Annotated in this window: 16 protein-coding genes; 9 read left to right on the top strand and 7 right to left on the bottom strand. The window is 43.6% G+C overall.

Annotated features, from left to right (window positions below; genetic code table 11):
- Position 1: 1 nt before the first annotated feature.
- Entirely contained in the window at positions 2–1,246 is a 1,245-nt protein-coding gene (locus AC570H_RS17890; protein ID WP_497357344.1) for a D-alanyl-D-alanine carboxypeptidase/D-alanyl-D-alanine-endopeptidase, read from the bottom strand.
- Between the two features lie 132 nt (positions 1,247–1,378).
- Between AC570H_RS17890 and AC570H_RS17885 the strand changes: the two genes are divergently transcribed.
- From AC570H_RS17885 to AC570H_RS17865, 5 genes are all read left to right on the top strand, one after another.
- Positions 1,379–2,632, top strand: a complete 1,254-nt coding sequence (locus AC570H_RS17885; protein WP_497357342.1) for a pepsin/retropepsin-like aspartic protease family protein — start codon at positions 1,379–1,381, stop codon at positions 2,630–2,632.
- Between the two features lie 100 nt (positions 2,633–2,732).
- A complete protein-coding gene (locus AC570H_RS17880) occupies positions 2,733–5,225 on the top strand; it encodes a zinc-dependent metalloprotease (protein WP_497357340.1) in 2,493 nt (830 codons plus the stop codon).
- 45 nt (positions 5,226–5,270) lie between these two features.
- A complete protein-coding gene (locus AC570H_RS17875; RefSeq protein WP_497357338.1) occupies positions 5,271–6,140 on the top strand; it encodes a phosphodiester glycosidase family protein in 870 nt (289 codons plus the stop codon).
- 592 nt (positions 6,141–6,732) lie between these two features.
- On the top strand, positions 6,733–7,695 hold the full coding sequence (locus tag AC570H_RS17870) for a hypothetical protein (protein ID WP_497357336.1): 963 nt from the start codon (positions 6,733–6,735) through the stop codon (positions 7,693–7,695).
- Between the two features lie 85 nt (positions 7,696–7,780).
- Positions 7,781–7,972 (top strand): cold-shock protein, encoded by a 192-nt coding sequence (locus AC570H_RS17865; RefSeq protein ID WP_497357334.1) that lies wholly within the window; start codon positions 7,781–7,783, stop codon positions 7,970–7,972.
- Positions 7,973–8,069: 97 nt separating this feature from the next.
- Here AC570H_RS17865 and AC570H_RS17860 read toward each other — a convergent pair whose 3' ends face one another.
- Entirely contained in the window at positions 8,070–9,584 is a 1,515-nt protein-coding gene (locus AC570H_RS17860; protein WP_497357332.1) for a family 16 glycosylhydrolase, read from the bottom strand.
- A gap of 151 nt (positions 9,585–9,735) precedes the next feature.
- Between AC570H_RS17860 and AC570H_RS17855 the strand changes: the two genes are divergently transcribed.
- Entirely contained in the window at positions 9,736–13,044 is a 3,309-nt protein-coding gene (locus AC570H_RS17855; protein WP_497357330.1) for a DUF4175 family protein, read from the top strand.
- A gap of 114 nt (positions 13,045–13,158) precedes the next feature.
- Positions 13,159–13,590, top strand: a complete 432-nt coding sequence (gene ybeY, locus AC570H_RS17850; RefSeq protein WP_497357328.1) for an rRNA maturation RNase YbeY — start codon at positions 13,159–13,161, stop codon at positions 13,588–13,590.
- 308 nt (positions 13,591–13,898) lie between these two features.
- On the opposite strand, the gene AC570H_RS17845 is transcribed toward ybeY, so the two are convergent.
- From AC570H_RS17845 to AC570H_RS17835, 3 genes are all read right to left on the bottom strand, one after another.
- A complete protein-coding gene (locus AC570H_RS17845; RefSeq protein ID WP_497357326.1) occupies positions 13,899–14,567 on the bottom strand; it encodes a PepSY-associated TM helix domain-containing protein in 669 nt (222 codons plus the stop codon).
- Positions 14,548–16,068, bottom strand: coding sequence for a DUF2271 domain-containing protein (locus tag AC570H_RS17840; protein ID WP_497357324.1), 1,521 nt, complete (start codon positions 16,066–16,068; stop codon positions 14,548–14,550). Before AC570H_RS17840 ends, AC570H_RS17845 begins: the two co-directional genes overlap by 20 nt.
- 318 nt (positions 16,069–16,386) lie before the next feature.
- Positions 16,387–17,577 (bottom strand): threonine aldolase family protein, encoded by a 1,191-nt coding sequence (locus tag AC570H_RS17835; RefSeq protein WP_497357322.1) that lies wholly within the window; start codon positions 17,575–17,577, stop codon positions 16,387–16,389.
- Between the two features lie 858 nt (positions 17,578–18,435).
- Here AC570H_RS17835 and AC570H_RS17830 point away from each other — a divergent pair.
- Positions 18,436–19,059: a GIN domain-containing protein gene (locus AC570H_RS17830; RefSeq protein ID WP_497357320.1), complete on the top strand. Its 624-nt coding sequence runs from the start codon at positions 18,436–18,438 to the stop codon at positions 19,057–19,059.
- Positions 19,060–19,223: 164 nt separating this feature from the next.
- Entirely contained in the window at positions 19,224–19,874 is a 651-nt protein-coding gene (locus tag AC570H_RS17825) for an MCP four helix bundle domain-containing protein (protein ID WP_497357318.1), read from the top strand.
- 263 nt (positions 19,875–20,137) lie between these two features.
- On the opposite strand, the gene AC570H_RS17820 is transcribed toward AC570H_RS17825, so the two are convergent.
- The gene (locus AC570H_RS17820) at positions 20,138–20,395 is read right to left on the bottom strand and encodes a hypothetical protein (RefSeq protein WP_497357316.1); all 258 of its coding nucleotides are present in this window, start codon (positions 20,393–20,395) and stop codon (positions 20,138–20,140) included.
- Positions 20,396–20,401: 6 nt separating this feature from the next.
- Positions 20,402–23,848 carry a DUF6443 domain-containing protein gene (locus AC570H_RS17815; protein WP_497357314.1) on the bottom strand — a complete coding sequence of 1,149 codons (3,447 nt, stop codon included), beginning with the start codon at positions 23,846–23,848 and terminating at the stop codon, positions 20,402–20,404.
- Positions 23,849–23,854 lie beyond the last annotated feature (6 nt).

Raw genomic sequence — 23,854 nt, 5'->3', positions numbered from 1 at the left:
GTTAAAAGTTATCGTGAATATAGGTCATCAGCCTTACCATTTCGTTTCTTACTTCGGCCGTTGGCTGCACAAAATTGTTGTTCATAAAAGAAAAGATGAGCACCCTTCCCTTTTTGGTGGTTACATAGCCGCTTTGGTTGTGGTTGTTCGATAAGCTTCCGGTTTTGCCAAACACAAATGGGTTGTTGGTTTTTGGATAGGCGTTTCTCAGTGTTCCGGTTTTGCCTCCAGCGGGCAGCATACTGAACAGTTTTTCCTTGTTGTTTACTTCGGTGTAAATCAGCTCCAAAAGCTTAACCATGTCTCTAGGCGTAAACAGATTTCCTCTTGACAAGCCCGAGCCATCAACCCATTTTGGTTTATCAGGCAGTTCGCTAAGGTATTTTTTTTCGATATAGGCGATAACCTTTGCGGTATTCAGCTCTTCGCCAATTTGGTTGGCATAGGTAAGCAACAATTGCTCAGCAATAAAGTTGTCGCTAGGCTGGAGCATCTGTTTGAAAACCGAATCGCTTTTGGCATTGTAGATCGTCTTGGCATCGGCTGGCATTTTTAGGTTAATTATGCCTACATACTTGTTCAAGGTATCCGACAATAGGTTTACACTGGTTGCTGTACTCACCTTAAAAGGCACCTGTTGGGCAAATTTTGCAGTTGCAGCAACATTGGGATAAGTAAAATGGTTGCTGTTAAAATCCCTGGTTACTTTAAAGGTTTTGGCATTGCTGGTACTGTCTTTTGCAAAACAGCTGGCAAAAATTTCGGGCATTATTTTCATTTTGCCACTGGCATCGGCGGTAATGAGCACCATATTATCCATTAAAGGCAGTTCGTTGATCTCGGCCTGGTAGTACTCGTTGTAATCATCCCATTGCCAGCCGTTGCCGTAAAAGTTGCCGGTATACCTTCCGGGAGCAAAGTACAATTGCTTGTTGCTGTTTTTTAAAAAATGATAGGCTTTGTTTCCTTTCAGTTGCGTATGCAGAAAAGACGGATCTCCTGTTCCCCAAAAAATAAGCGAATCTCCCCTTTCTACATAGCGCAGCGATGGAATAGAATCGGGAATCATTTTTAAGCCGGCATAAAAAGTATACAGCTTGGTATTAGAGGCGGGCGTAAAATATTTATCGGCATCTTTCTGAAAAAGTAGCTCCTTTTTGCCCATATCGTATAATGCGAAGCCTACTTGATATTTTTTGATGAGTTCGGAATGCTTAAATTCTTTTTTTACTTTTCTCGAAATCATTCGATTTGAGGAGCAGGATAGTTGAATGCTTCCAAAAATTAAAAACAGGTATATAATGCCCTTAAGGCGGAGTTTTTCCATTAAGTGTTGGGTATAGCAAAAATGTGCGTCCTAATTTATTAATTTAGTTTTATGAAATATTGGCATCGGGCAATAAAAATACACCTGCTATTCGCTTTTTGTGGCTCCCTTTTACTGCAAATCCTCTTGGTAGAGGCCTGCCATGCCCAATATTTTACTTTTGAGGGAAAACGTAAAAAAGATGCGATCAATTTTGAGCAGGTTAAGAATCTGATCATTGTGCCACTTTACCTCAACGGAAAAGGCCCCTTCAATTTTATCCTCGATACCGGAGTTGGTTCGCTCATCGTTACCGAACCTTCCTTGTTAGACACCTTAAAAATCAAAAATCCGCGAACCATTAAGGTTTATGGCTTTGGGCAGGGCGAAGAAATTGATGCTTTTTTAACCAACGATGTAAGCGTTAAGCTTTCGGAAGCCAATGCCGCCCATGTGCCAACCGCCATTTTAAAGAAAGACATCTTCGACCTCTCGAGTTACCTGGGCAAAAAAATATACGGCCTCATTGGTTATCCCTTCTTCAACAGCTTTGTGGTAAAGATCAGCTATACCTCTAGCCGCATGATTTTTTCGCTTCCCGAGGTAAAAACCAGGAAAAGGGGTGCCCAAATTCCAATATTTATCGAAAACAACAGGCCCTATATTTATGCAGACCTGAAGGACCAGGAAAAGCGCCTTTTGAGGGTCAAATTAATTGTTGACTGTGGTGCAAGCCATGCGCTTTCTATGCACGCGCTAGCCGGCAAGCCCTTTCCCATACCAAAAGATACCATTTCTGCCAATTTGGGCGTAGGCCTAAGTGGCGTAATAGATGGCAGCATGGGCCGCTTACCCTATTTATCGTTAGGCAAATATACTTTTAGCAATGTATTGTCGGGCTTCCCGTCTTACGAGGCCTTGGCCAAGCAGATCGGCTACGACAGAAATGACGGCAACCTGGGTGCCGAATTGCTCAAACGTTTTAATGTTGTGTTCGATTACCCCAATCTTTCAATGTACCTTAAGCCAAACTCCAATTATTCGACCCCTTTTGATCATGACATGTCGGGCATTGAAGTATACATGGACCCGAACAACAAAAAACATGTTTTTATTGGGCGCATCGAACCTGGATCTCCGGCAGAAAAAGCGGGTTTTTTAGAGCAGGACGAGATCGTTTCGTTGAACATGCGCTTCATCGAAGATTTTTCTTTAGAAGATATCTCAAAGCTGTTCAAGTCTGACGATGGCCGAACCATCTTGGTCGAGATTGTAAGGAACAACAAGAATATCATCAAGCTGCTCAAGCTGAAACGAAGAATTTAGTTTTGTCATCAAAGTGTAACATTCGGTGGCTACGCCCTGCTTTGCCCTCCCACAATTCTATTTTAGCCTTTTATCACCAAACTAACTTATTTCTTAAAACATGATTAAAAAACAAAACTTACTGGCCACGGCTAGTTTGTTTTTTCTATGTGCATTGGGCAGCACTGCCAGCTTTGCGCAACAAAAGAAAAACGCAACTCCCCCTGCAGCAGCGCCAGCAACGGCGGCTCCGGCTGCGCCAAAAAAAGAAGGCATTAAACCATTCGCTGAAGTAATTACCGCAAAGGCCAAAACCAAAAGCGGCTTGTTCAAAACGCACCGCTTAGACGATAAATGGTATTTTGAAATCCCAGATTCGGTTTTAAACCGCGAAATGTTGGTGGTAACCCGTTTGGCCAAGGTTCCATCGGGCGTTAAAGTGGGCAACCAGCAATATGGCGGCGAAGAATTGAACGAGCAGGTATGGCAGTGGGAACGCCGTGGCAAGCAGATCTTTATCCGCGTACCTAGCTATGCCGTACAGGCAGCCGAAAATTCGGACATGTACCAATCTGTAAAAAACTCGAACCTGTCTACCATTTTGGCGTCTTTCGACATCAAGGCCTACAATAAAGACACTACTGGTGTGGTAATTGATGTAACCGATTTCTACAATGGCGATATCATGGCCATCGGCGCTACCGATGCCTTGAGAAAAGCCTATAAAACTACCGTTTACGACAACACCCGTTCGTATATCGACACCATTAAAACCTATCCGTTGAACATCGAGGTAGGAACAGCAAAAACCTACCGTTCGGCAGAGTCGCCAATCGATAACAGCATTGGCGCGATTACTTTCGAATTCAACACCTCGATGTTGTTGTTGCCAAAAACCCCGGTTAAGCCTCGTTTTATGGATGCGAGAGTTGGTTTCTTTGGTCAATCGCAGATTGATTTCGGTACCGACGCCCAAAAATCTGAGCGTACCGCCTACATCCACCGTTGGAATTTGGTTCCAAAAGATACCGCCGCCTATAAACGTGGCGAACTGGTTGAACCGGTAAAGCCGATTGTCATCTACATCGATCCTGCAACCCCTAAAAAATGGGTGCCATTCCTGATTGCCGGTATCAACGATTGGCAAAAAGCTTTTGAAGCCGCGGGTTTTAAAAATGCCATTATTGGTAAAGAAGCCCCAACCCCGCAACAAGATCCTGAATTCAGCGTAGACGATTCTCGTTATTCGGTAGTTCGCTATTTCGCATCAGATATCCAAAATGCCTACGGACCGCACGTTTCTGACCCACGTACCGGTCAAATTTTAGAAACCCACATCGGTTGGTACCACAACGTAATGAGCTTGTTGAGAAACTGGTTCTTTGTACAAACCGCCGCAATTAACCCAGAAGCGCGTAAAGCTAAATTTAGCGATCAGCAAATGGGCGATTTGATCCGTTTCGTGTCTTCACATGAAATTGGCCACACTTTGGGCTTGCCACACAACTTCGGTTCGAGCTATGCCTACCCTGTTGATTCATTGCGTTCTAAAGCCTTTACCGACAAATATGCTACCGCTCCTTCTATTATGGACTATGCCCGTTTCAACTATGTGGCTCAGCCAGGCGATGGTGTAACAAAAATGTACCCTGGCATTGGCGAATACGACAAATGGGCCATCAAATGGGGCTATACCTGGTTCCCTGGCGGCTTAAGTGCTCAACAGGAAAAAGACAAATTGGATGTTTGGACCAAAGAAAAAGCGGGCAATCCGATGTATTTCTATGGCCGTCAAGGTAATCCTTACGATCCGCGCGACCAAAGCGAAGACTTGGGCGACAATGCCATGAAAGCCAGTGGCTATGGTATTGCCAACCTGAAACGCATTTTGCCAAACGTAGAAAAATGGACTTATGAAAAAGGCAAAGACTACAGCAACCTGAGTGAAATTTATGGCGAAATTGTAGGCCAGTTTAACCGTTACATGGGTCACGTAACCTATAACGTAGGTGGTTTGAGCGAAAACTTTAAAACCTACGATCAAGCGGGTGCCGTTTACAAATATTTGGATAAAGCCAAACAAAAAGAAGCCATTACCTTTTTGAACCAGCAGTTGTTTACTACGCCTTTATGGCTGATCAACAGCGAGCAACTGAACAAATTCGACAATGGTTCGATGCTGACCCGCATCAAAGGCGTACAGACTGGAACCATCAACAACATCATTTCTTCGTCGAGGTTGTTGCGCATGCTGGACAACGAAGCCAAAAACGGTGCAACCGCCTATACCGTTCCAGAATTGTTTACCGATTTGCGTGGCAGCATTTTCGCCGCCGGCCGACCTGATGCCTTTAAACGCAACCTGCAAAGAGGCTATATCGATCGTTTGGGAAGCTTAATGGTTGATGCACCTGCACCTGTAGGTTTGCCACCAGGTTTTGTATTTACACCGGTAAATATCTCGGTTACCGATATCAGGCCATTGGTTAGAGCCGAACTCAAAACGCTATTGGCAACTGCTAAAGCGCGCGGAGTTGCCGGCGATGCCAACACCAAGGCACACTACGAAGATCTTGCCGTTAGAATTAACGACATTTTAGATCCGAAAAAATAACATAAAAAGCCCGTTAAATTTAACGGGCTTTTTTATTTTAGGCCCATGATAAAGTCCCTTGTTGTTTCATTAGTATTTGTTGGCGGAAGCTTTGTCGCAGCCGCACAAAATGCCGATTCGTTGGCCATTGTTAAAGCCAAATGGCAAAAACAGCGCATAGCGCCCAAAACGAAACTGTTTACCTATCATTTTACCGATAAGGGTCTTTTTAAGGCCAATGAGCAGCTTTCTTTTGTAGAGGTAAAAAGCAGCCGAAGAGCGCCTCATTTTGCCATCGGTGCCGAAGCAAAGGAATTAAAAACTACGCCTACCTTCGGCAAAAGCTACAATGCCTTAGCTGCCATCAACGGCACTTTTTTCGATGTGAAGAATGGAGGTTCTGTCGATTTTATTAAAGTTGATGGGCAGGTGGTTAATCAAACGCGTTTAGAAAAGGGCGATAAAAGAGCGCGCCACCAACAAGCCGCTATTGTAATTGAAAACGGCAAGTTGAGCCTTAAAAAATGGGACGGAAGCCCTAATTGGGAACAGAACCTGACAGAAAAAGACATCATGCTGAGCGGTCCGTTGCTTGTTTTTAACCAAACCGACGAAAGCTTGGATACCGCAGCTTTTAATCGCCTACGCCACCCGAGAAGCGCCATTGGCATCAAGCCCGATGGAAAGATCATCTTGCTTACCGTAGATGGCCGCCATGAAAACTCGGCAGGCATGAGCCTGTTCGAACTCACCAAAGTAATGAAATGGTTAGGCTGTACCAGCGCCATTAACCTCGATGGGGGTGGTTCTACCACTTTATGGATAGCCGATGCTCCCGGAAACGGCATCGTAAATTTCCCCTCAGACAATAAAAAATGGGATCACGAAGGCGAAAGAAAAGTAGCCAATGTAATTATGCTTAAATCAAGGAAGTAGGTTAGTCTCTTCTACAAAATTGTTAGTGATTTATGATCGCTGGTTGGATAGCGCATGAAAGCACTGTTTTTTATAAACTTTAACAATCTTGCCCTCACCAGACAAACAATGTTAGTTGCCACACGGCCTACAAAGCTTTGGAAGTAAAGGCAAACCAAAGCTTTTGCACTTCCTTTCGTTTTACTGAAAATAAGCAAGGGCGCAGAAGTGGTGCAGGACCTTTGATTACCAATAGGCATTCACGCGGCTTGGCCTTGCGCTATTAAGCGAAGGTTTAGGATTTGCGACAAAACTTTGAAGCCTTGATTCTTTGGTCCCTTTCTCATCAAGGAGAAAGGACTAGCCCAGCCGGCTAGGAGGCGGAACTACACTAGCCCAAGAAAAATAGCCCGAATTTAAACCAGCAACCGGAATATGCGCTCCAGAACAATTGGCAGTTTTCAGAGGAGACAAGTTGGATTGTGATGATCATCCCTACCAACGGTGATTAAAAAGACGAAAACCCCTGAACGTCACGTTAAAGTATCAACTCCCTTTATACTTCTTTATAAAACTATGATATATTTGCGCCATCAATATTGTGCCCTTTAAAATGAAGCTGAACCACCTTTTAACAACTGCCTTTCTTTTTTCCCTATTTTTTGTCGCTTGCAATTCTGGTTCCAAAAAACAGACTAAAGGCGATTCTAAGCCTGCCGAACAAACAGAAGAGCTCGGTTTTAGCGATGTAAACGGCATTCGGTTTTACGAGGTGAAGCGCCGTTTTAAAAATGGCCTTTCTTTTAATAAAAACGGTTTCCAGCATGAACCTACTTGGATTATTCAATATAAAGCACCAGATACAATGCTGGCTTATAGTCCTGAGAAACAGGGAATGGAAGCTTTTTACCTGCAGTTTGACCACGGCAAGGTATACAATTTTGCGCGCGAGTTTTTTAGGGTGATTACCATTAGCAAAGACAGCCTGATCCTGCAACGCCTGCAGGTGGATGGACGCGTAATTGCCGGCGACGACGACGAACGTTCGGATGTTTTTTGCACCTACTACACCCGCGACTATATCGAAAACAAGCTCCATACCACTGTTGGCGAGCTGCAGCGTCCCACCAAGGCCGATACTCTTTTTATCAAGGAGCTGTCGGCCAAAACGGCCAAAGATCCTGCCAATCCAGAAGTGGCCTTTGCGGCCCGTCAGCCTGTTGAGTTTAAGCCAAAAGGGCCTTACGTAACCGTAGAAAAAATAAGCAATGTAGATGAGCTCAATCATAAAACAAGTTCTTACGACTACCTCTATCCAGAATACAAATTGGTCATCAAAAAATCTTACAAGGAGTTTGCCTATCGTTTTTCTATAGTGGTTGATGCACAAGGCAAAATGACCGTTAATCGGGTAGAAGGCGTGATGAAACAAGATTTGGGGCCAAGAAAAAGACTAATTCAGGGTATTTTAGATGTGTATGTGCGCAACCTCTACCAAATTACGCCTGGCACTACACTGGGCATACCCCACTCTAGCGAAATTACCCTGAACCTGGTGGGCAAATTGGCGAAATAAACTGTTCTTTTTTTTGACTGCATAGCGCAAACATTTGTTTTATTAATTTTTAAATGTACCTTGCAGCTCATTTAATTACAATACAATGCAAGAAGGAACAGTAAAATTTTTCAATGTAACTAAAGGTTTCGGCTTCATTATCCCATCAAATGGCGATAGCGAAATCTTTGTACATTCAACAGGCCTTATCGACGAAATTCGTGAAAACGACAAAGTTCAATACGACGTTGAAAACGGTAGAAAAGGCTTAAACGCCGTTAATGTGAAAGTAATCTAATTATTTATCATATTTACCAAAAAGCCTCGATAAGTTATCGAGGCTTTTTTATTTTATAAATTCTTTACTGTAACTTCTTTCTGCAACTACAGGCTTTTTACTTCTGGTAAACCCTTACATAATCAACCTTCATGGTTGCAGGGAAAATAGATTCGTCTAATCCCTTTGCGCCGCCCCAGTTGCCACCTACAGCAACGTTCAGCAGCACATGAAACTGCTGGTCAAAAGGCCAGTCACTCATTCCCTTGCCACTATTTTTAAAGGTCAGGTATTTCTGTTCGTCGATAAAGAAATCGATGCGGTCTGCAAACCATTCGATCGCATACACATGGTATTGGGTATAAATATCGTTTATTTTTAAGGCTTTGCCTACCTGCGTTCCCTTTACGTGGTTAAACGCTTCGGTATGCACGGTGCCATGTACGGTATCTGGCGCATAACCTACGTGCTCCATAATGTCTATCTCGCCGCTTTTAGGCCAGCTTCCGTATTTCCAGTCGGTAGGCAACATCCAAATGGCAGGCCATATGCCTCTTCCTTTTGGCAAAATGGCACGCACTTCAACACGTCCGTATTTCACGTCGTATTTGTTTTTGCTCACCAGCCTAGCCGAAGTATATTGCATTTTATCCTTCTCCTGTTTACGGGCCGTAATGTTCAATGCTCCTTTTTCTACATTGGCATTGGTGGTATCGGCTTTGGTATAAAACTGTTTCTCATTATTTCCCCAGCCAGAGCCACCAACATCATAACCCCAGTTATTGGCATCAGGAAGGCCTTTTCCATTAAACTCATCGGCCCATTTTAGCTTCCATCCTTTGGCAACAGGTGTATTTTTCAAAGTCTCGAACAGCAGTTCAGGCTCATTGGTGGTAATGTAATCAACCTCGTTGGCCAATAGCCATTCCATTTCCGGAACGGTATTTACCGTCCAGGCGTTAATGCTCAGTCCCAGTTTTTTGGAGGGTGCGAACCAGTTGTTTTTTTGGAAAACCGAATAATGGTAATCCGATCCGGCAAAACCATCGGCTTTTAACTTTTCCGGAGCCACTTCTCCCGCCAAATAAGCCACCTTGGCATTAGGCATGTGCTGAATAATGTAGGTACAGATGTCGTATCCAAAACTGATGTATTCTACCCAAGCTTCTGCCTTTAGTTTTTTCACTAGCTGCAGGGCCTTTTCGGTTAAAAAAGCATCGCGTTCCTTACCCATGTTCTGAGGCTTGATTTCTAAAATAAGCTTGGTTTTCTTTTGGGTCATCCCTGCTTTGAGGTAACTTTCTAAAGTTGGGATCGATTCGCCGTTTGAAAGCTTTTTGCTGAGCAGTTGCGCATAGGTCGATTTAGCAATCGGCAAGCCCAAAAAGGTGGCATCGTGGTTTACCACGATCACACTATCCAAAGTTAGGTGCACATCGAATTCTGAACCAAAACACTTAATGCGGATGGCTTCTTTGAGTGAAGCAATGGAGTTTTCGGGAAGGCCGTTTTTCTTCCAGGCACCCCGGTGCGCAATCACCTGGTTTTTGTTCCAGCTGGTAATGGTTTTTTGAGCTATCGCCTGAGTTGAAATCATAGCACTCAATAAAATTACAGTTGTTAATCGTTTCATTTGTGTATTTTAATCCACTAAAAATAGGGTTTTGGGAACAAAAATGTATTGATTTTTTGTTAACTTATCCCTGTCAATATTAAAACTGTTAAATTAGGGCATTTATTGGCCGATTAGCACACATTTTTAACCTTTATTTCGTTAACACGATATGGGCAGCAGCTACGATCTTCTGGTCGACAAGATTAATGAGTTTACGCGAAAGTTTTACCTCAACAGGCTTCTGCGTGGCAGCATTTATGCTTCGGCAAGTATTTTGGGCCTTTATCTTTTGCTGTTTGTATTGGTTTACTATGCCCAGCCTGGCATTGGCGCCAAAACCGCACTCTTCTTTTCATTTGTGCTCATCGCTCTATGCATTATTGGGTTTTGGATTGTAAAACCTGCCCTCGCCTATTTCAAGTTGGGCAAAACCCTCAGTTTGGAACAAGCCGCCAGCTTGATCGGCAATCATTTTTTTAACGTAAAAGACCGCTTGCTCAATACTTTGCAGCTGAAGGCGCTGGCCGATAGCTCCCCACAAAACAGCCAATTGATTTTGGCCGGGATAGATCAAAAAATAAACAATTTAAGACCCGTACCCTTTGCCAGTGCCATTAATTTGGGCGAAAACAAAAGGCATATCAAATACATTTTGGTGCCCTTGGGAATTATCTTGGTCATTGGCCTCATTGCCCCAGCCGTACTGCGCGAAGGCACCAATAGTTTCATCCGCTACAACGAAGAAGTACTGCCCAAAGCGCCTTTCGATTTTTTGGTAACAAACAAAACTTTAACGGCTACACAGGGCGATGATTTTAAGGTGCAACTAGAACTGAAGGGCGATGAATTTCCGCAGGATATTTACCTCGAAGATGGGCCGAACACCTACAAGCTCGAAAAGGAAAACATCAGCCATTTCAATTATACCTTTAAAAACCTGCAAAAAAACAAATCATTGCGCTTTTTTGGTGGGGGGTTTAATTCCGCAACATTTGTGATCGAGGTGAAGCCCCGTCCGTCATTGCTGAACATGAGCGCGCAACTGGTTTTTCCTGCCTATCTGCAACGGAAAAGTGAAAGCCTGAGCAACGTAGGCGATATGCTCATCCCTGAAGGAACAAAGGTGGTTTGGCAGCTGCATACCGAAAACAGCAACGAGCTATCTTTTATTTTACAGAACAAGGCCTTTAGTCTCAAGGTTGACGATGACGTGGCCAGCTTTACTTCGGTGATCCGAAAAAACAGCAGTTACCGCGTAGTGCCGAAAAACGAATTTGTAACCAATGCCGATTCGCTCAGCCACCAAATCAATGTCATTGTCGATCAGTTTCCGAGCATTTCGGTTACCGAAGCACCGGATTCGCTGAGCAGCAAAGCGCTTTATTTTTCTGGCAACATTGCCGATGATTATGGTTTTTCTTCGCTCAAATTCAAATACAGCATCAAGGAAAACGGAAAAACTGTTAGCGAACAGAGCAAGCCTATTTCCATCAAAAACAACCAGGTGGAGAATGCTTTTTTCTACCTGTGGAATTTAAACGACATCAGTACCAAGCCTGGCCAAGTGCTGGAGTATTATTTTGAGGTGGCCGATAACGATGGGGTAAATGGGGTAAAGGTTTCGAAGTCTGAAATCAAAACCTATCAGGTGCCTACCCAGCAGCAGGTAGCCGAAAAACTGGAAAAAGGAAGCGAATCGCTCAAGCAAAAAATGGAATCGACCATTAAATTGGCCAATACCATAGAAAAAGACAGCAAAAAGCTGAGCCAAAACCTGTTGGACAAAAAACAGCTTTCTTTCGAAGATAAAAAGCAGATTGAGCAATTGCTCGATAAGCAAAAACAGCTGGAAGAGGCCGTAAAAGACATTAAGCAGCAAAACCAGAAAAACAACTTCGACAAACAGGAAAACAATGCCTTAAACGAAGAACTGAAAGAAAAGCAAAAGCAGATCGACAACCTTTTTAAGAATGTGCTCGACGAAAAAACCAAGGAACTGCTGCAAAAGCTGCAGCAGCTCATGGAAATGAACAACAAGGACATGACCCAAGATGAGCTGTCTAAAATGCAAATGGACAACAAGACGCTTAAAAATGAACTCGACCGCATTTTAGAATTGTATAAGCAGCTGGAGTTTGAGCAGAACCTGCAGAACAAGATTGATCGCTTAAACGAAATGGCCAAGGACCAAAAGGAATTGAGCCAGCAAAGCAAAGACAAAAACAGCTCGGTAAACGACCTCAAAGACAAACAAGACCAGCTGAACAAGGATTTTAAAGACCTGCAAAAAGAGCTGAAAGACCTGGCCGATAAAAACCAACAGCTCGAAAAGCCCAACAATTTTAAAAATCCCGAAAAGGAAACCAAACAAATCGAACAAAAGCAGCAAAACAGCAAAGAACAGCTGAACAAAAACGATAAGCAAAAAGCGGCCGATAACCAAAAGCAGGCAGCCGAACAAATGGAACAGCTGGCCAAAGAGATGAAGGAAGACCAGCAAGAGGGCGAAGAACAAGAATCGAAGGTAAATGCCCAAGAGTTGCGCAAGCTGCTCGAAAATTTGTTGAGCACTTCTTTTGAGCAGGAAAAAGTGATGCTAAGCCTTAGGCGCATGAGCAGCAACGACCCCTCTTATGTGGGCAACGTACAGCAACAGAACACCATTAAGGACAACATGAAAACCATTGCCGACAGTTTGCATTCGCTCAGCAAGCGTGTGCCCCAAATTGAAAGTGTGGTGAATGCCGAGGTAGATAAAATCAATTTTAATATTGGGAAAGCATTAGAATATTTGGGCGATAGGCGCACGCCGGAAGCCAACCGTTCGCAACAATTTGCCATGACCTCGCTCAACAACCTGGCCTTGATGCTGAACGAAGCATTAGACCAATTGCAAAACTCCAAAAAGAACGGCAAAAGCGGAGGCAAGGGTAAACAAAGCATGCAGCAATTGCAGCAGATGCAAGACCAGCTGAACAAAAAAATGCAGCAGGCCCGCGACAAAATGAAGCGCGAAGGCAACATGGGCACCGTTCCTAAAGGTCAAATGAGCGAAGAATATGCGCGCATGGCCCAGCAACAACAAATGATTAGGGAAGCCCTGCAGAAAATAAACAAAGAAGACAACAAGGATGGCAAAGGTACCATGGGCGACCTGAACCAGGTGGTACAGGACATGAAGAAAACGGAATCGGATTTGGTGAATAAGCAGATCAGCGAGGAAACCATGAACAGGCAAAAAAACCTGAACATTAAACTGCTCGATGCCGAGAAGGCACAACGCGAGCAGGACGAAGATGCCAAACGCGAAAGCAAGGCCGGCAATGATTTTCCGCCATCCTACAAACAGATGATGGACAAGTTTAAAAAACAGCAACAGAGTGAAACCGAAATGATCCAGAAATTGCCGCCGAGCTTGAACTACTACTACAAAAACAAGATTGCGGAATATTTTAAATTGCTAAATTCGCCGAAATAATTATCGTCATTGCGATCCCGAAAAACTTCGGGAGAAGCAATCTCTCTCGGGAAGATTGCTTTGTCGTCGCGATTTGCTCCTCCTCGCAATGACGAATATCAAGAGAAGACCCCCATGGCAAAAATCAATTTCTTTACCGAAGACATCACTTATACCCTCAAACAAAAGACTTTAATCAAGCGCTGGATCGAGGCTACTATTGTTGCAGAGGGCTACCGATTAGAAGAGCTCAATTTTATTTTGTGTTCTGACGCGTATTTGCTGCGTATAAACCAAGATTACCTTCAACACGACGATTATACCGACGTGATCACTTTCGACAACTCAGAGGCCTTAAAAACGATTGTTGGCGATATTTTTATCAGCTTGGAAAGAATTCGCGAAAATGCGGCGTCTTTTAACGCGAATGTAGTGGATGAGCTTTGCCGCGTCATGATCCACGGTACCTTGCACTTGTTGGGCTATAAAGACAAAACAAAAGTCGCCAAAACATTGATGACGGCCAAAGAGGATGAATACCTAGCAAAAAGACCTGTGAAGTTTTAAAAACTTCACAGGTCTTTTTTCCGTTCATTAGTTCATTGGCTCATTAGTCAATTGCTAACCGCCATACCAAAAATTATTTCTTGTCATTCCGATGTTAGGAGGAATCTGCCTCAAAATAGATCCTTCGCTTCGCTCTGGATGACAAATTTCGTTCTGAATAACAAATGGTTCTTTTTATATCAGTTTGCCTTGACTATCAACATGCATTATTGACTTACCCTTTGAGGTTATAGCTAGAACCTGCAAGCGATGGACCATCATCAATAGACTATTAACTCAAGCCTGAAAACTGCTAACTGAAAACTGGCCTAGGGTACCAGCCACACATAGAGCAAATAACAAAGCAGCAGTCCTATAATAGCCGAAACCAAACCAGAAACTCTTTTTTTCTTCAGGAACAGCATCAGGATCAAGCCCGTTAACGAAACCAAGGTTAAGAAAACGGCCGAAATATCGATTACCCAAGCCCAGCCCTTGCCCGAATCGCGGCCTTTGTGCAGGTCGTTCATAATGGCCACAATGCCCATTTTGATTTCAGAAAGTTCGTAGCTGCCTTTTTCTCGATCTATAAAGGCATCGGCCGAATAGGCAGGGCCTTTAAACGAAACCGTTATTTCCGAATCGTCGATCCTAAATTCGCTTACCGCGCCCTTTACCTGGTGCTTGTTGCGCATCCACTCTACAATTTCGAGCTTGGCGATCTTGTTGGTATCGGGATTGTTTACCCATTTCGCGTTTAATGTGCCTTTAAGCTTGCTTTCTATCTGTTTATCGCCACCTAGCCAACTCGGATGGTTAAGTGTTAAACCAGTAACGGCAAAGAAAAGCACAATGGCAAAACTAACCATCGAAAGATAGATATGTAGCCAACGCGAAAGTTTGGCTACGTCCTTTTTTGCGCTTTTCCCTGCTTTTTGGGCCTCTTTCTTCTTTGAAGTAAGCGCCCTTGGCGTTGGATTATTTTTTGTAGAAGTCAAAAGTTACGTTTGAAATTTCAACATTGCCTTCTGCCGTTGCTTTTTTAGCGGCTTTCTTTAATTCCATGGTTTGGCGAAGAATCTCGTCCGTTCCATGCTCTTTCGAGGTTTCGATGATAATGGTATACTTGCCTTGGGCTACATAATTTCCTTTATCGTCTTTCCCATCCCATTTAATGGTGTATTTGCCTGGTGAGCGGGTTGCGCCGGTTGACGATGCAAAATTGGCTTTATCGGCTTTAAAGCTTTCGCCGTTAATGCGGTACCAGTTTCTTAAATCAGGCACCCATTTGGTTTTATTGTACCACAAGGCCAAGTTGCGAACCGGTTCCTTGTTTTCGTTTTCAACCCAAATGGCCGCAAAAGGCCTGTGGGTATTACCCTGAATGGCATTGAACTCAAAGTTAATGGCCAATTCAAATTTAGGATCCCAAGGCTTGTCTTTTCCATAAGCTACAGGAGTTGCGTTTTCGGCAGTGTTGATTTTGGCATTCGGATCAACCAAAGTGCTCCATCCTGCGCTTTCTACCCTTTTGCCGTCTTTTGTAATGATCAGGTATTCGGCATCTTTTACGGTTTTGGCCAAGGCTTCGCTTTCTTTGAGCGACAATACGTTAAATGCGGTTGCCAAAGCACCTGCGTCTGTTGCGCTTGGCGCGATAACCGTGGCACTGATTACGCCTTCAACCGGTTTGCCTGTACGCGGATCAACAATATGCGAATACCAGTGTTTGCCAATCTGCTCGCCGCGACGGTAGTTGCCACTGGTGGCTACAGCGCGGTTGCTTACCAATAATTGTGCTAAGGGCGCATCGTTTTCGGCGTTTGCCTGAGGATTGGTTACGTTCACATGGTCTTTTACATCGCCTTTGATCACCAAATCGCCACCAATGTTTACCACAACGGCATCAACTTTTGCGCTGGCCAAAGCGGCATCGCAAGCCAAATTAATGATGTAGCTTTTGGCGAAGGTATTCATAACCAATGGCGCGTTGCTCAAACGAGTAGCGGTTAGGTTTTGGGCATCAAGTTTATAATGTGTTTGTTGCATGGTAGCTACGGCCGCATTGATTTCGGCTTTGCTTGGCAATTGCTGTTTTTTGGCAGCTTCGTTCCATAGTTTTCCAGCAACAGCTGCCGAAGCATCAAGCGCGCCATTGGTACGGGTTTTCCAATCGGCAAAGAGGCTTAGTATATCGAAAAGCTCCTTCGAAACTTTTACAGGCTTGTTCAAACCCTGTTTCATCCATTGGCTAAATTCGCTTTTGGCATCGTAGGCGCTAAAAATAGCCGATAACCTATCAATTTCTGCCAAGGCTGCGTTTTCGGCCTTGTCTGCCTCCGCTTCCGAAGTGCTGGTAAATTTAAACTCTAGTGATGTTCCCAATACATTTTCGTAATGCGAAACATACAACCGCTGATTGTTTTTAATAGGACTTTCATTACGAGGCTGGCCGCCAATCATTAAAAAAGCCACGCACAAGGAGGCAAACACTTTCATGTCGTTATTAAGTTTAATTCTAAATAAAAAGCAAATGTAAAATCTAATTCTGAATTTTCGCCTTTTTAAGACTGTATTTTTTACGTTAGGGTTTAAACTTTAGTTAACCAAATGCACAATGGTCACAAAGGATGATTTTTGCAAAATTACGCTTTTGAGATTAGGCGTTTTCTTAATTTTCACCACTTTAGGAACATAGGCATCATAGTTTACAGCTTTTGTTATTCCCAGTAAACCATCAACTATAAACCATGGTCTATTAACTAAAACCTTCTTTTCTTTGCGAAACCTTCGCTCTTTGCGGTTAATCTTCCATCTCTATGCTTTTGCAAAAGCGATTGCCTCTTTAAATGCTTCGTAAATCAGTTGGTTCTCTCTTCTCAATAACGTTAAATTGACCTTTATCTTTACAAAGCCGTCTTCTTTGGGCAATCCAAATACAATGTTATGCTGGCCCCTGAGCCTTTTGCTCAGTTTTTCTGCATCCAACCCTTTCTCTAGAGATACGTTAAAAAGATTGGTCCCATTGTTAAGGGCATTTACCTTTATGCCTTTCAATCCGTTTAATAAAACAAACAGTTCTTTTGCTTTGGCCTTGATTTTTTCCATGTCGTCGGCAATCGTATTCAAATGATGCAGGGCGATGGCGGCGCTTGGCCAATTGGTAAAAATGCCCCCTCCATGGATTTTGATCAGGTGATGCATTTGGTCTATCAAAGCCTTGTCGCCACATAAAACGGCGCCTCCCGTAGCGCCCAGGTATTTATAAAGGCAGAGGTAAACCGTATCGAAATAAGATGCATATTCCTTTACCGTGGAATTGGTAAATGCGGTAGCCATGTGCAATCTGGCGCCATCCAAATGCATTTTGTAACCCTGTTCTTTGCAATAGGCCGAAATTTTCTTGATTTCTTCTAAAGGAAAAAATTGGCCGTCGCATCTTCTTACCGGTGTTTCGATAGACACCGCCCCTACACCGCCAACAAAATATTCACCCTCTTTATGGTAAGCGATGGATTGTTTCAATTCTTCCAAAGTAAAATGCGCTTTGCCAGTAGCTAAAGGAATCAGTCTCTTGTTAAAAAGAGTTTGTGCGGCATCGCCTTCATCGCGGTAAACATGGCTGGTCTCCTGAACAAAAGCCTTGGTATTATTCGGGCCACATAGTACATTAATGGCTAATTGATTGGCCAATGTTCCCGTTGGAAGGTATACCGCGGCTTCCTTTCCGGTAATTTCCACAAACTTTTTGAGCAGCTTTTCCATGTCGCCCCCTTCTGCATAACTATCCCTTTCTATAGGTTTGGCCGCGTTGATTTCTCCTAACTTGGCAATGAAATCTTCCGGCCGATAAAAAATGCCGTCGTTGATGAAATAAACTGCTTCCGAATCTTTTGATGGCTGATTGGTTGGGTTAGCAAAGGCATTGATCGGAACTGAAGCTGCCAACAAAGGCAATGACGACAACGTGGAAAGCTTTAAAAATTCTCGGCGTTTGAAATTAGGCATAGAGGGGATTTAGGTTTGGATAAATTTGGGCTTTTCTTTTTTTAAATCCAAAGAATGCCTTTTGTACTTCTTTTATTAAGCATAGCACCGCATTAAACATCTTAGGTAGTTTTATTTTTATGCTCATGACCTAGGTGCATTGCTATCCCCTTTGGAGGGGGTTGGGGGAGGAAATTTTAACCACATAGAAACATAGTCACATAAAGGGGCTTCCAGATTCAAAAAATGCCTTAAGCTACATTAAATTAACCATATTAGGCATGGCCCCGCCTTAAACATCTTAGCTAGTTTTTATTTTTATGCTTATGACCTAGGCGCATTGCTGTTCCCCTTTAGAGGGGGTTGGGGGAGGAAATTTTAACCACATAGGAACATAGTCACGTAAAGGGGCTTATGCTCATGACCTAGGCGCATTGCTGTCCCCCTTTGGAGGGGGTTGGGGGAGGAAAAAATTAACCACAGAGGAACATAGGCCCACAGAGCTGATATTCTATCCCAGAAAACAAATCTATCTTAATTGTCCTTCCTTATATAGTTATAAAACAGGGCATGCCGGATGCTTAAGGTCTAAGCCATCCTAACCTTTATCTGCTAAGCAACTGATTAACAAAGACATTTCTTTGACAATTGTCTCTGCTTTTATTTCTCATTCCTGTCTTTTCTTCGAAAAATTTAATGCCCGTTGGTCGAAAAATTACAGGCGTTCGTCGAGAGTTACTCCTCGCTGGTATAATACGGGCATATCCCGTGCAACCTTTTTAAATTCTTGCAGTCTTATTTACGAAACCAGCCTGATAGGGGCGGTTCAAAAAAAGAAAACAAAAAATAACAATTACAAGATTTTAAAAAAATAAAAATATGAAAACTGCTATCAAAACTTTGGCCATCGCATTAACTGCAATATTATCAACAACTGCTGCTTCAACTGTTAAAGCCGCCGACAACAATACGGTAACTGTATTATCGGAAGTTAAAAAAGTAAACAAAATCAATGTATCAGGTAACGTTGAAGTAATCTTGGTACAAAGCCCTAACGAAAGCGTAAAGGTGTACGACAACTATTATGCAAAAAATGCATTGGTACAACAAAAAGACGGCGAGCTGCGCATCAGCTCTTTCAACAAAGAAATGTTAACGGTTGTGGTTTATGTAAGCAACTTGTCATCGATCACTGCTTCAGATAATGCAAAAGTAAGCACTTATGGCAAATTCAGCGCTTTGAGCTTAGATGTTAACCTTAAAGACAGCGCTGTTGCAAATTTAAACACCAACACCATTAACTTGAACAGCAACTTGAGCGGACAAGCTAACTTAACCTTAGCTGGTTCTACTTCGGCCTACAATGCCACAATGGGTAGCGTAGCCAAAGTAAATATGGATCAGTTTGCTGCAGAAAGCACTAACATCCAATCGCAAAACATCGCAATTGCTAAAGTGGCTACAGTTAACGAGATGCCTACAGCTGATTTGTTTACCCTATAAAATTCATAATCCATCATAAATTTAGTTTAGTTTTTAGTTTAGTTAAGTAAAAAAAGCGGATGGATGTCCGCTTTTTTTGTGCCTGCTATTTTGGTCAAATGCTTTGCGCCAAATAATGCGTATCTTTAGCTATTTTGTTTCCAACCTCCTAAAACCAAATGGCCATGAAATTTTCCTATTCGCTTAAACAAAAAACCAAGATTGCCCTTTTGCTTTTCTGCATTATGGCCTGCACCATTTTGATCAGGTTGTTGGAGGACAGGAGCATCAAGGACATGGGCAATTCTTTTGTGTCGATGTACAACGACCGTTTGGTGCCCGCTACCGATTTATTTTTCGTGGCGGAGCAAATCCATGCCAAAAGACATTTACTGTCCAGCAACGTGGCGCAACATACGCCTGCGGGCCAACAGCAATCGGCTAAGATAGACAGAAGTATCGACTCGTTATTGAACAAGTATGCCAAAACCTTTTTGGTTACCAGCGAAAAGAGCCACCTGCAGAGTCTTAAAAACAGCTTGCAACAAAGCAGGGCGATAGAAAAACGCATCCAAGGGAATACCGCAAGTCCTCTAGACCTGGAATTGGCCAAAAAATCCTATGCACAGGTTTCGACTCAGCTGCTTGCCCTCACGCAGATCCAAACCAAGATCGGCAATGAACTGATGAGCGAATCGAAAGCCATCCTAACCGGAAGCCAGTTCTATTCTGCCGTTCAGTTCGCCTTGGCCATTGTCATCGGCGTTCTCATCGTGTCGATCATCTTTGCCTCAAATGCCATGAAAGTAAACCAAGAGAAGTTTAACTTGAATTAGGTTGGGCATTTATTATGTTTGTATTGGAAAATTAAAAACTTAATGATGAAAAAACACCTTCAAATTGCGCTCCTCATCAAAAAACATCGAAGACATCATTCTTTCTGGCATATTGATTTATGCACAAACTGAAGAGGAATAATTTTGATGTAGCTATCATGAAAAGCGCCCCGATAAATCGGGGTGCTTTTTGTTTTTATTGATCCCGGACTTGATCCGAGGCTTTTACGCTAGATTTAGGAGATCAATTAGTTTAAATCTGTTTATAATCTCACATTTTCATAATCTAAGTGATGAAGTATTTTACTTTCATCTGAATAGATTACGCATTCAACCGTTTTATCTTGTAAAATAAGAGTTCTTGCATAAAGCAAGGCTTTTTCAACGTCATCAAAAAGAGTATACACCTTTTGATCATCCCTAATAGCCAACTCAAGCTTATCATCCATTACGTGACCTGTATTTATGTCAGCTCTCAATAGCGCAACCTGCTTATCAGTCAATTTCGGAAAATTTTCCATACATTATTAATTTACTTTTTTAACTTTTGCGCCTGTAACATTTTTTAACAAAACTTCCGACTCGTTTACGACACCTCCCCCTTGTTTTAAAAGTACATTTTTTAGACTAGGGCTAGCTACAGTGCTTGTTGTTGGTACGGTAACCTCCATTACAACGCCTGAGTTATTTGGTCTTAGTGCATAATTTAAAGCGACATCAGGATCAGTTGTCCAAGATGTAAAATCACTAGCCGTATTCCCAGCATTGTGCTCAGCCGCTGTTGCCGCTCCACCACGAGCTGTAGCGACCCCTTCATTCGCTGCAGAAAATCCTGGATGGCTCTCATTAACTCCTCTATATAAAGTTATTGTTTCTATTTCTGAAGAAGCGCCTCGAAAAGCAATTACTCCCTTACCTATCCCAACCCCGATACCTTGAACTGCAGCATTAACACTTGCATTAGCAAAATTTTTTCCAGCAATATTACCAAGGGCTTCTGCATCGCCTTTAACTAATGCTTTAACACCACTAATTTCGTCTTTAACATAGTTAACAACATGGGTGACAGGCAATATTTTAAGGTAATTCCTACCGTATGACTGCGCTAATTCGCCAGGAGATTTATCCGCCAAACCCCTTATCTTAGAGGGGAGACTGGTAACCCCTTTATACATTGCCTGATATTGAGCCTTAGCTGAGCTTACTGCTGTATTCCAAAGCCTACTCAAAAACCCGGGGTCTGGGCCTGGCCACATTCCATCAGGATCTGTAAATCTAATCGGATTATTAAATGTATAATTATATGGTGACCATCTTCTTCCCTTCTCCGCCAAAGGATCAACCACATTCCACCTTGCAATCACAGGATCATAGAACCTTGCGCCGTAGTCATACTGTTCCAGTTCGTCCTGCAGCTCCTTGCCGTTGTACAGGTACCTGTTATCCAACGATACCGGACTGCCTGCAGATTTTCTCAAGCCAAAAGGGTAGTAGTTGTCCTCCTGCAATCTGCGTACGGCGCCTCCATAAATATCGAAAGTATAGCGCACATTTCCAAGGTTGTCCGTCAGGTTGTAATTGTAGGTGTAGGTGCCTCCATTGTTTTTGGCAATGCCCTGCTCGGTCTGGATAAAGTCTATTGTGCCGTTCAGGTATTGGATGCCGTCTATATAGTCTGTAGTTGTACCAGTGCTACTGTTTACTTTTTTGAGCTTTGCTCCGGTGGCATCGTAGATGTAGCTCAGGCTCAGGCCACTCTTTGTCGCACTGATCGGCAGGTTGAGGTAATTGTAGGTTAATGTAACGCTGTTTCGGCCGTCGGTAACAGCATTGGCGTTGCCGTCATAGCCATACAGGCCTGTAGCCATGGTTCCTCCACTTACGCCATCGAGCTGGTTGCCCGTATAGCTGTAGGTACCGGTGCTGCCGTCACGGTTCAAAGTAGCAATATTGCCCATTACATCATAGGTCAGGGTTTCGCTCATGGCAATGCCCGAACTGGTACCGCTTTTCAAGCGGTTCAGCTTGTCATAATCATAGGTATAGGCATTGGGAAAGCTCCAGCTGGAACCCCACTGCTGGTTGGCAATATTGCCATTGTATTGTGGCAGGCTTCCATCTTCATATTTGAGGGCTGTGCTGAACTCTCCGCTGGTAGCGCTTTTAAGCCAGCTGCGTTCGTTATAAGTATAGGCCGTGCTCTGCAGGCCATTGGCCAGTTTTTTCTCTCTTAGCTGGCCTATTTCGTTGTAGGCCATTTGGCTCAAAGTAACTTCGCCCTGGCTGTTGATGTTCTCTTTGGTCAACACTTTACGCCCCGCGTGGTCGTATTCGTAGCCATTGGCAATGGTCGTGGTATTGCTACCTACGGTATGTACCCTGGTGCTGGCTACCAGTTCGTCGGCAAAGTTCCAGGTATTTGTCACCCTATCCGTGCCTCCGAGATGATTGTCGGCTATGGTTTCCTTTACGCGTCCGTCTTCGTCATAATAGGTTAATGTCCATTCTGAGGCTATTCCGTCGTCGTGATATACCCTTGTGCCTGTAGGCAGTCCCCTTGTCCTGCTGCTCGCCGTTGATGTAGCGGGGTAAACCGATCCCATATTGCGGAAGTTGTAGTCATCATAGTAGCTGAATACGCCTGCTTTCGAAAAGTTAGTTGTGGGAATTGCATTGTTTGTATAGTCTGTCCCCGCGTTGCTCTCCCTTACTTCCCATAGATAGCTTTGCGAATCTGTGCTGGCCTGCCAGGAAACCCTATTGGCTGTGCTTGCTATGATGCCGGTAATGACCGTCCTGCCCAAGGCATCATACTTTACATAAGACCATTGTCCATTTATGCGTTGAACACTATCTTGAGTCAACACCACCTGGTCTAGCTTGTTGTACACGATATACTCCCAGCCCTTGCCCGGAATCTTCTTTTCGGTTAACCTGCTGCGCCCATCGTAATGGTAGCCGTAGATGTAGTTCTTAAATATGGCGTCGGCTTCGGTAAAACTGGTTGCCGTAACAGCTGGAGGGATTACATAGGCCAGGCTTCCATAGCGATCGTAAACGTAATAGGTATTGAGTGCTACGCTTTCGCTTTCCCAAATTCTTTTGAGCACTACCCGACCCAACATATCCTTAAATTCTTCGGCTGTTCCTGCCTTGCCGCTGCTCCAGTTTTCGTCTCTGCCAATGGTTTTTACTAATTTGTTAGCGTCATAATTGGCAATGCTCGAAGCGCCAGAAGCGTTGACTATCCACAAACGCACTTCGTCGGCCATATTAAAGCCGTAGCCAGGCTTAACCGTGTGTCCAGATCCAGCAATAGACGCATCGGTAGGCTGCCAAGTAGTCCCTGGCGCACCCTGTTCCAATACCCGACCAATAGGCGAAGCTTCAAAAACCGTCTTGCTAAAAGGGTACGGTGTTTTAACCACAGCCACATCCCAGCTGCTATTTCCATAATAGGCTGGTTGACTAGTTAAGGGATCGGTTTTAAAACTGCCATCGCCCGATGTCTGATCTGCATATGGCAGGTACTTAACAGATTCTCTGCCAAAGCCGTCGTAAATGATATGAGACACAATGTCTTTTCCGCTAGGGCTTGCCGCAATGCTGATGCTTTGCAAGGGCCTCCCTAAACCATCAAAGTACTGGATTGTCTGGCTTTCTTCGCAGGCCGTACGGCTGCTATTCAGGTTATTTATATTTACGCCGGGTACTTTAAAGGTTCTGGCAAGTACATAGTTACGGCTATTGCTGGGCGCGGTACTCAAGGGGTTGCAGTCCTGTCCAGAAATAAAGATGCGCAGGTTATTGCCAAAAGGAACATTAAATCCATCAGTTAAGGTGATGCTATTCTTTGCAGAAATAAGCGATTGGCCAGTATAGCCACTTAAAGTAAGCTGCTGTTGTGCTGTTGCTCGGGCAACGAACAAGGTTGCAAATAGGGCAACTAATTGGAGGTGTTTTTTCGCTGTCATGTCTTA

It is taken from the genome of Pedobacter sp. B4419 (assembly GCF_059693725.1).
This window is presented reverse-complemented; position numbering and strand designations above follow the sequence as displayed.

Bases quoted from the DNA above. Each gene is read 5' to 3' on its own strand.
- AC570H_RS17890 (WP_497357344.1), bottom strand. From the start codon at position 1,246: ATGATTTCGAGAAAAGTAAAAAAAGAATTTAAGCATTCCGAACTCATC.
- AC570H_RS17885 (WP_497357342.1), top strand. From the start codon at position 1,379: ATGAAATATTGGCATCGGGCAATAAAAATACACCTGCTATTCGCTTTT.
- AC570H_RS17880 (WP_497357340.1), top strand. From the start codon at position 2,733: ATGATTAAAAAACAAAACTTACTGGCCACGGCTAGTTTGTTTTTTCTA.
- AC570H_RS17875 (WP_497357338.1), top strand. From the start codon at position 5,271: ATGATAAAGTCCCTTGTTGTTTCATTAGTATTTGTTGGCGGAAGCTTT.
- AC570H_RS17870 (WP_497357336.1), top strand. From the start codon at position 6,733: ATGAAGCTGAACCACCTTTTAACAACTGCCTTTCTTTTTTCCCTATTT.
- AC570H_RS17865 (WP_497357334.1), top strand. From the start codon at position 7,781: ATGCAAGAAGGAACAGTAAAATTTTTCAATGTAACTAAAGGTTTCGGC.
- AC570H_RS17860 (WP_497357332.1), bottom strand. From the start codon at position 9,584: ATGAAACGATTAACAACTGTAATTTTATTGAGTGCTATGATTTCAACT.
- AC570H_RS17855 (WP_497357330.1), top strand. From the start codon at position 9,736: ATGGGCAGCAGCTACGATCTTCTGGTCGACAAGATTAATGAGTTTACG.
- ybeY (WP_497357328.1), top strand. From the start codon at position 13,159: ATGGCAAAAATCAATTTCTTTACCGAAGACATCACTTATACCCTCAAA.
- AC570H_RS17840 (WP_497357324.1), bottom strand. From the start codon at position 16,068: ATGAAAGTGTTTGCCTCCTTGTGCGTGGCTTTTTTAATGATTGGCGGC.
- AC570H_RS17835 (WP_497357322.1), bottom strand. From the start codon at position 17,577: ATGCCTAATTTCAAACGCCGAGAATTTTTAAAGCTTTCCACGTTGTCG.
- AC570H_RS17830 (WP_497357320.1), top strand. From the start codon at position 18,436: ATGAAAACTGCTATCAAAACTTTGGCCATCGCATTAACTGCAATATTA.
- AC570H_RS17825 (WP_497357318.1), top strand. From the start codon at position 19,224: ATGAAATTTTCCTATTCGCTTAAACAAAAAACCAAGATTGCCCTTTTG.
- AC570H_RS17820 (WP_497357316.1), bottom strand. From the start codon at position 20,395: ATGGAAAATTTTCCGAAATTGACTGATAAGCAGGTTGCGCTATTGAGA.
- AC570H_RS17815 (WP_497357314.1), bottom strand. From the start codon at position 23,848: ATGACAGCGAAAAAACACCTCCAATTAGTTGCCCTATTTGCAACCTTG.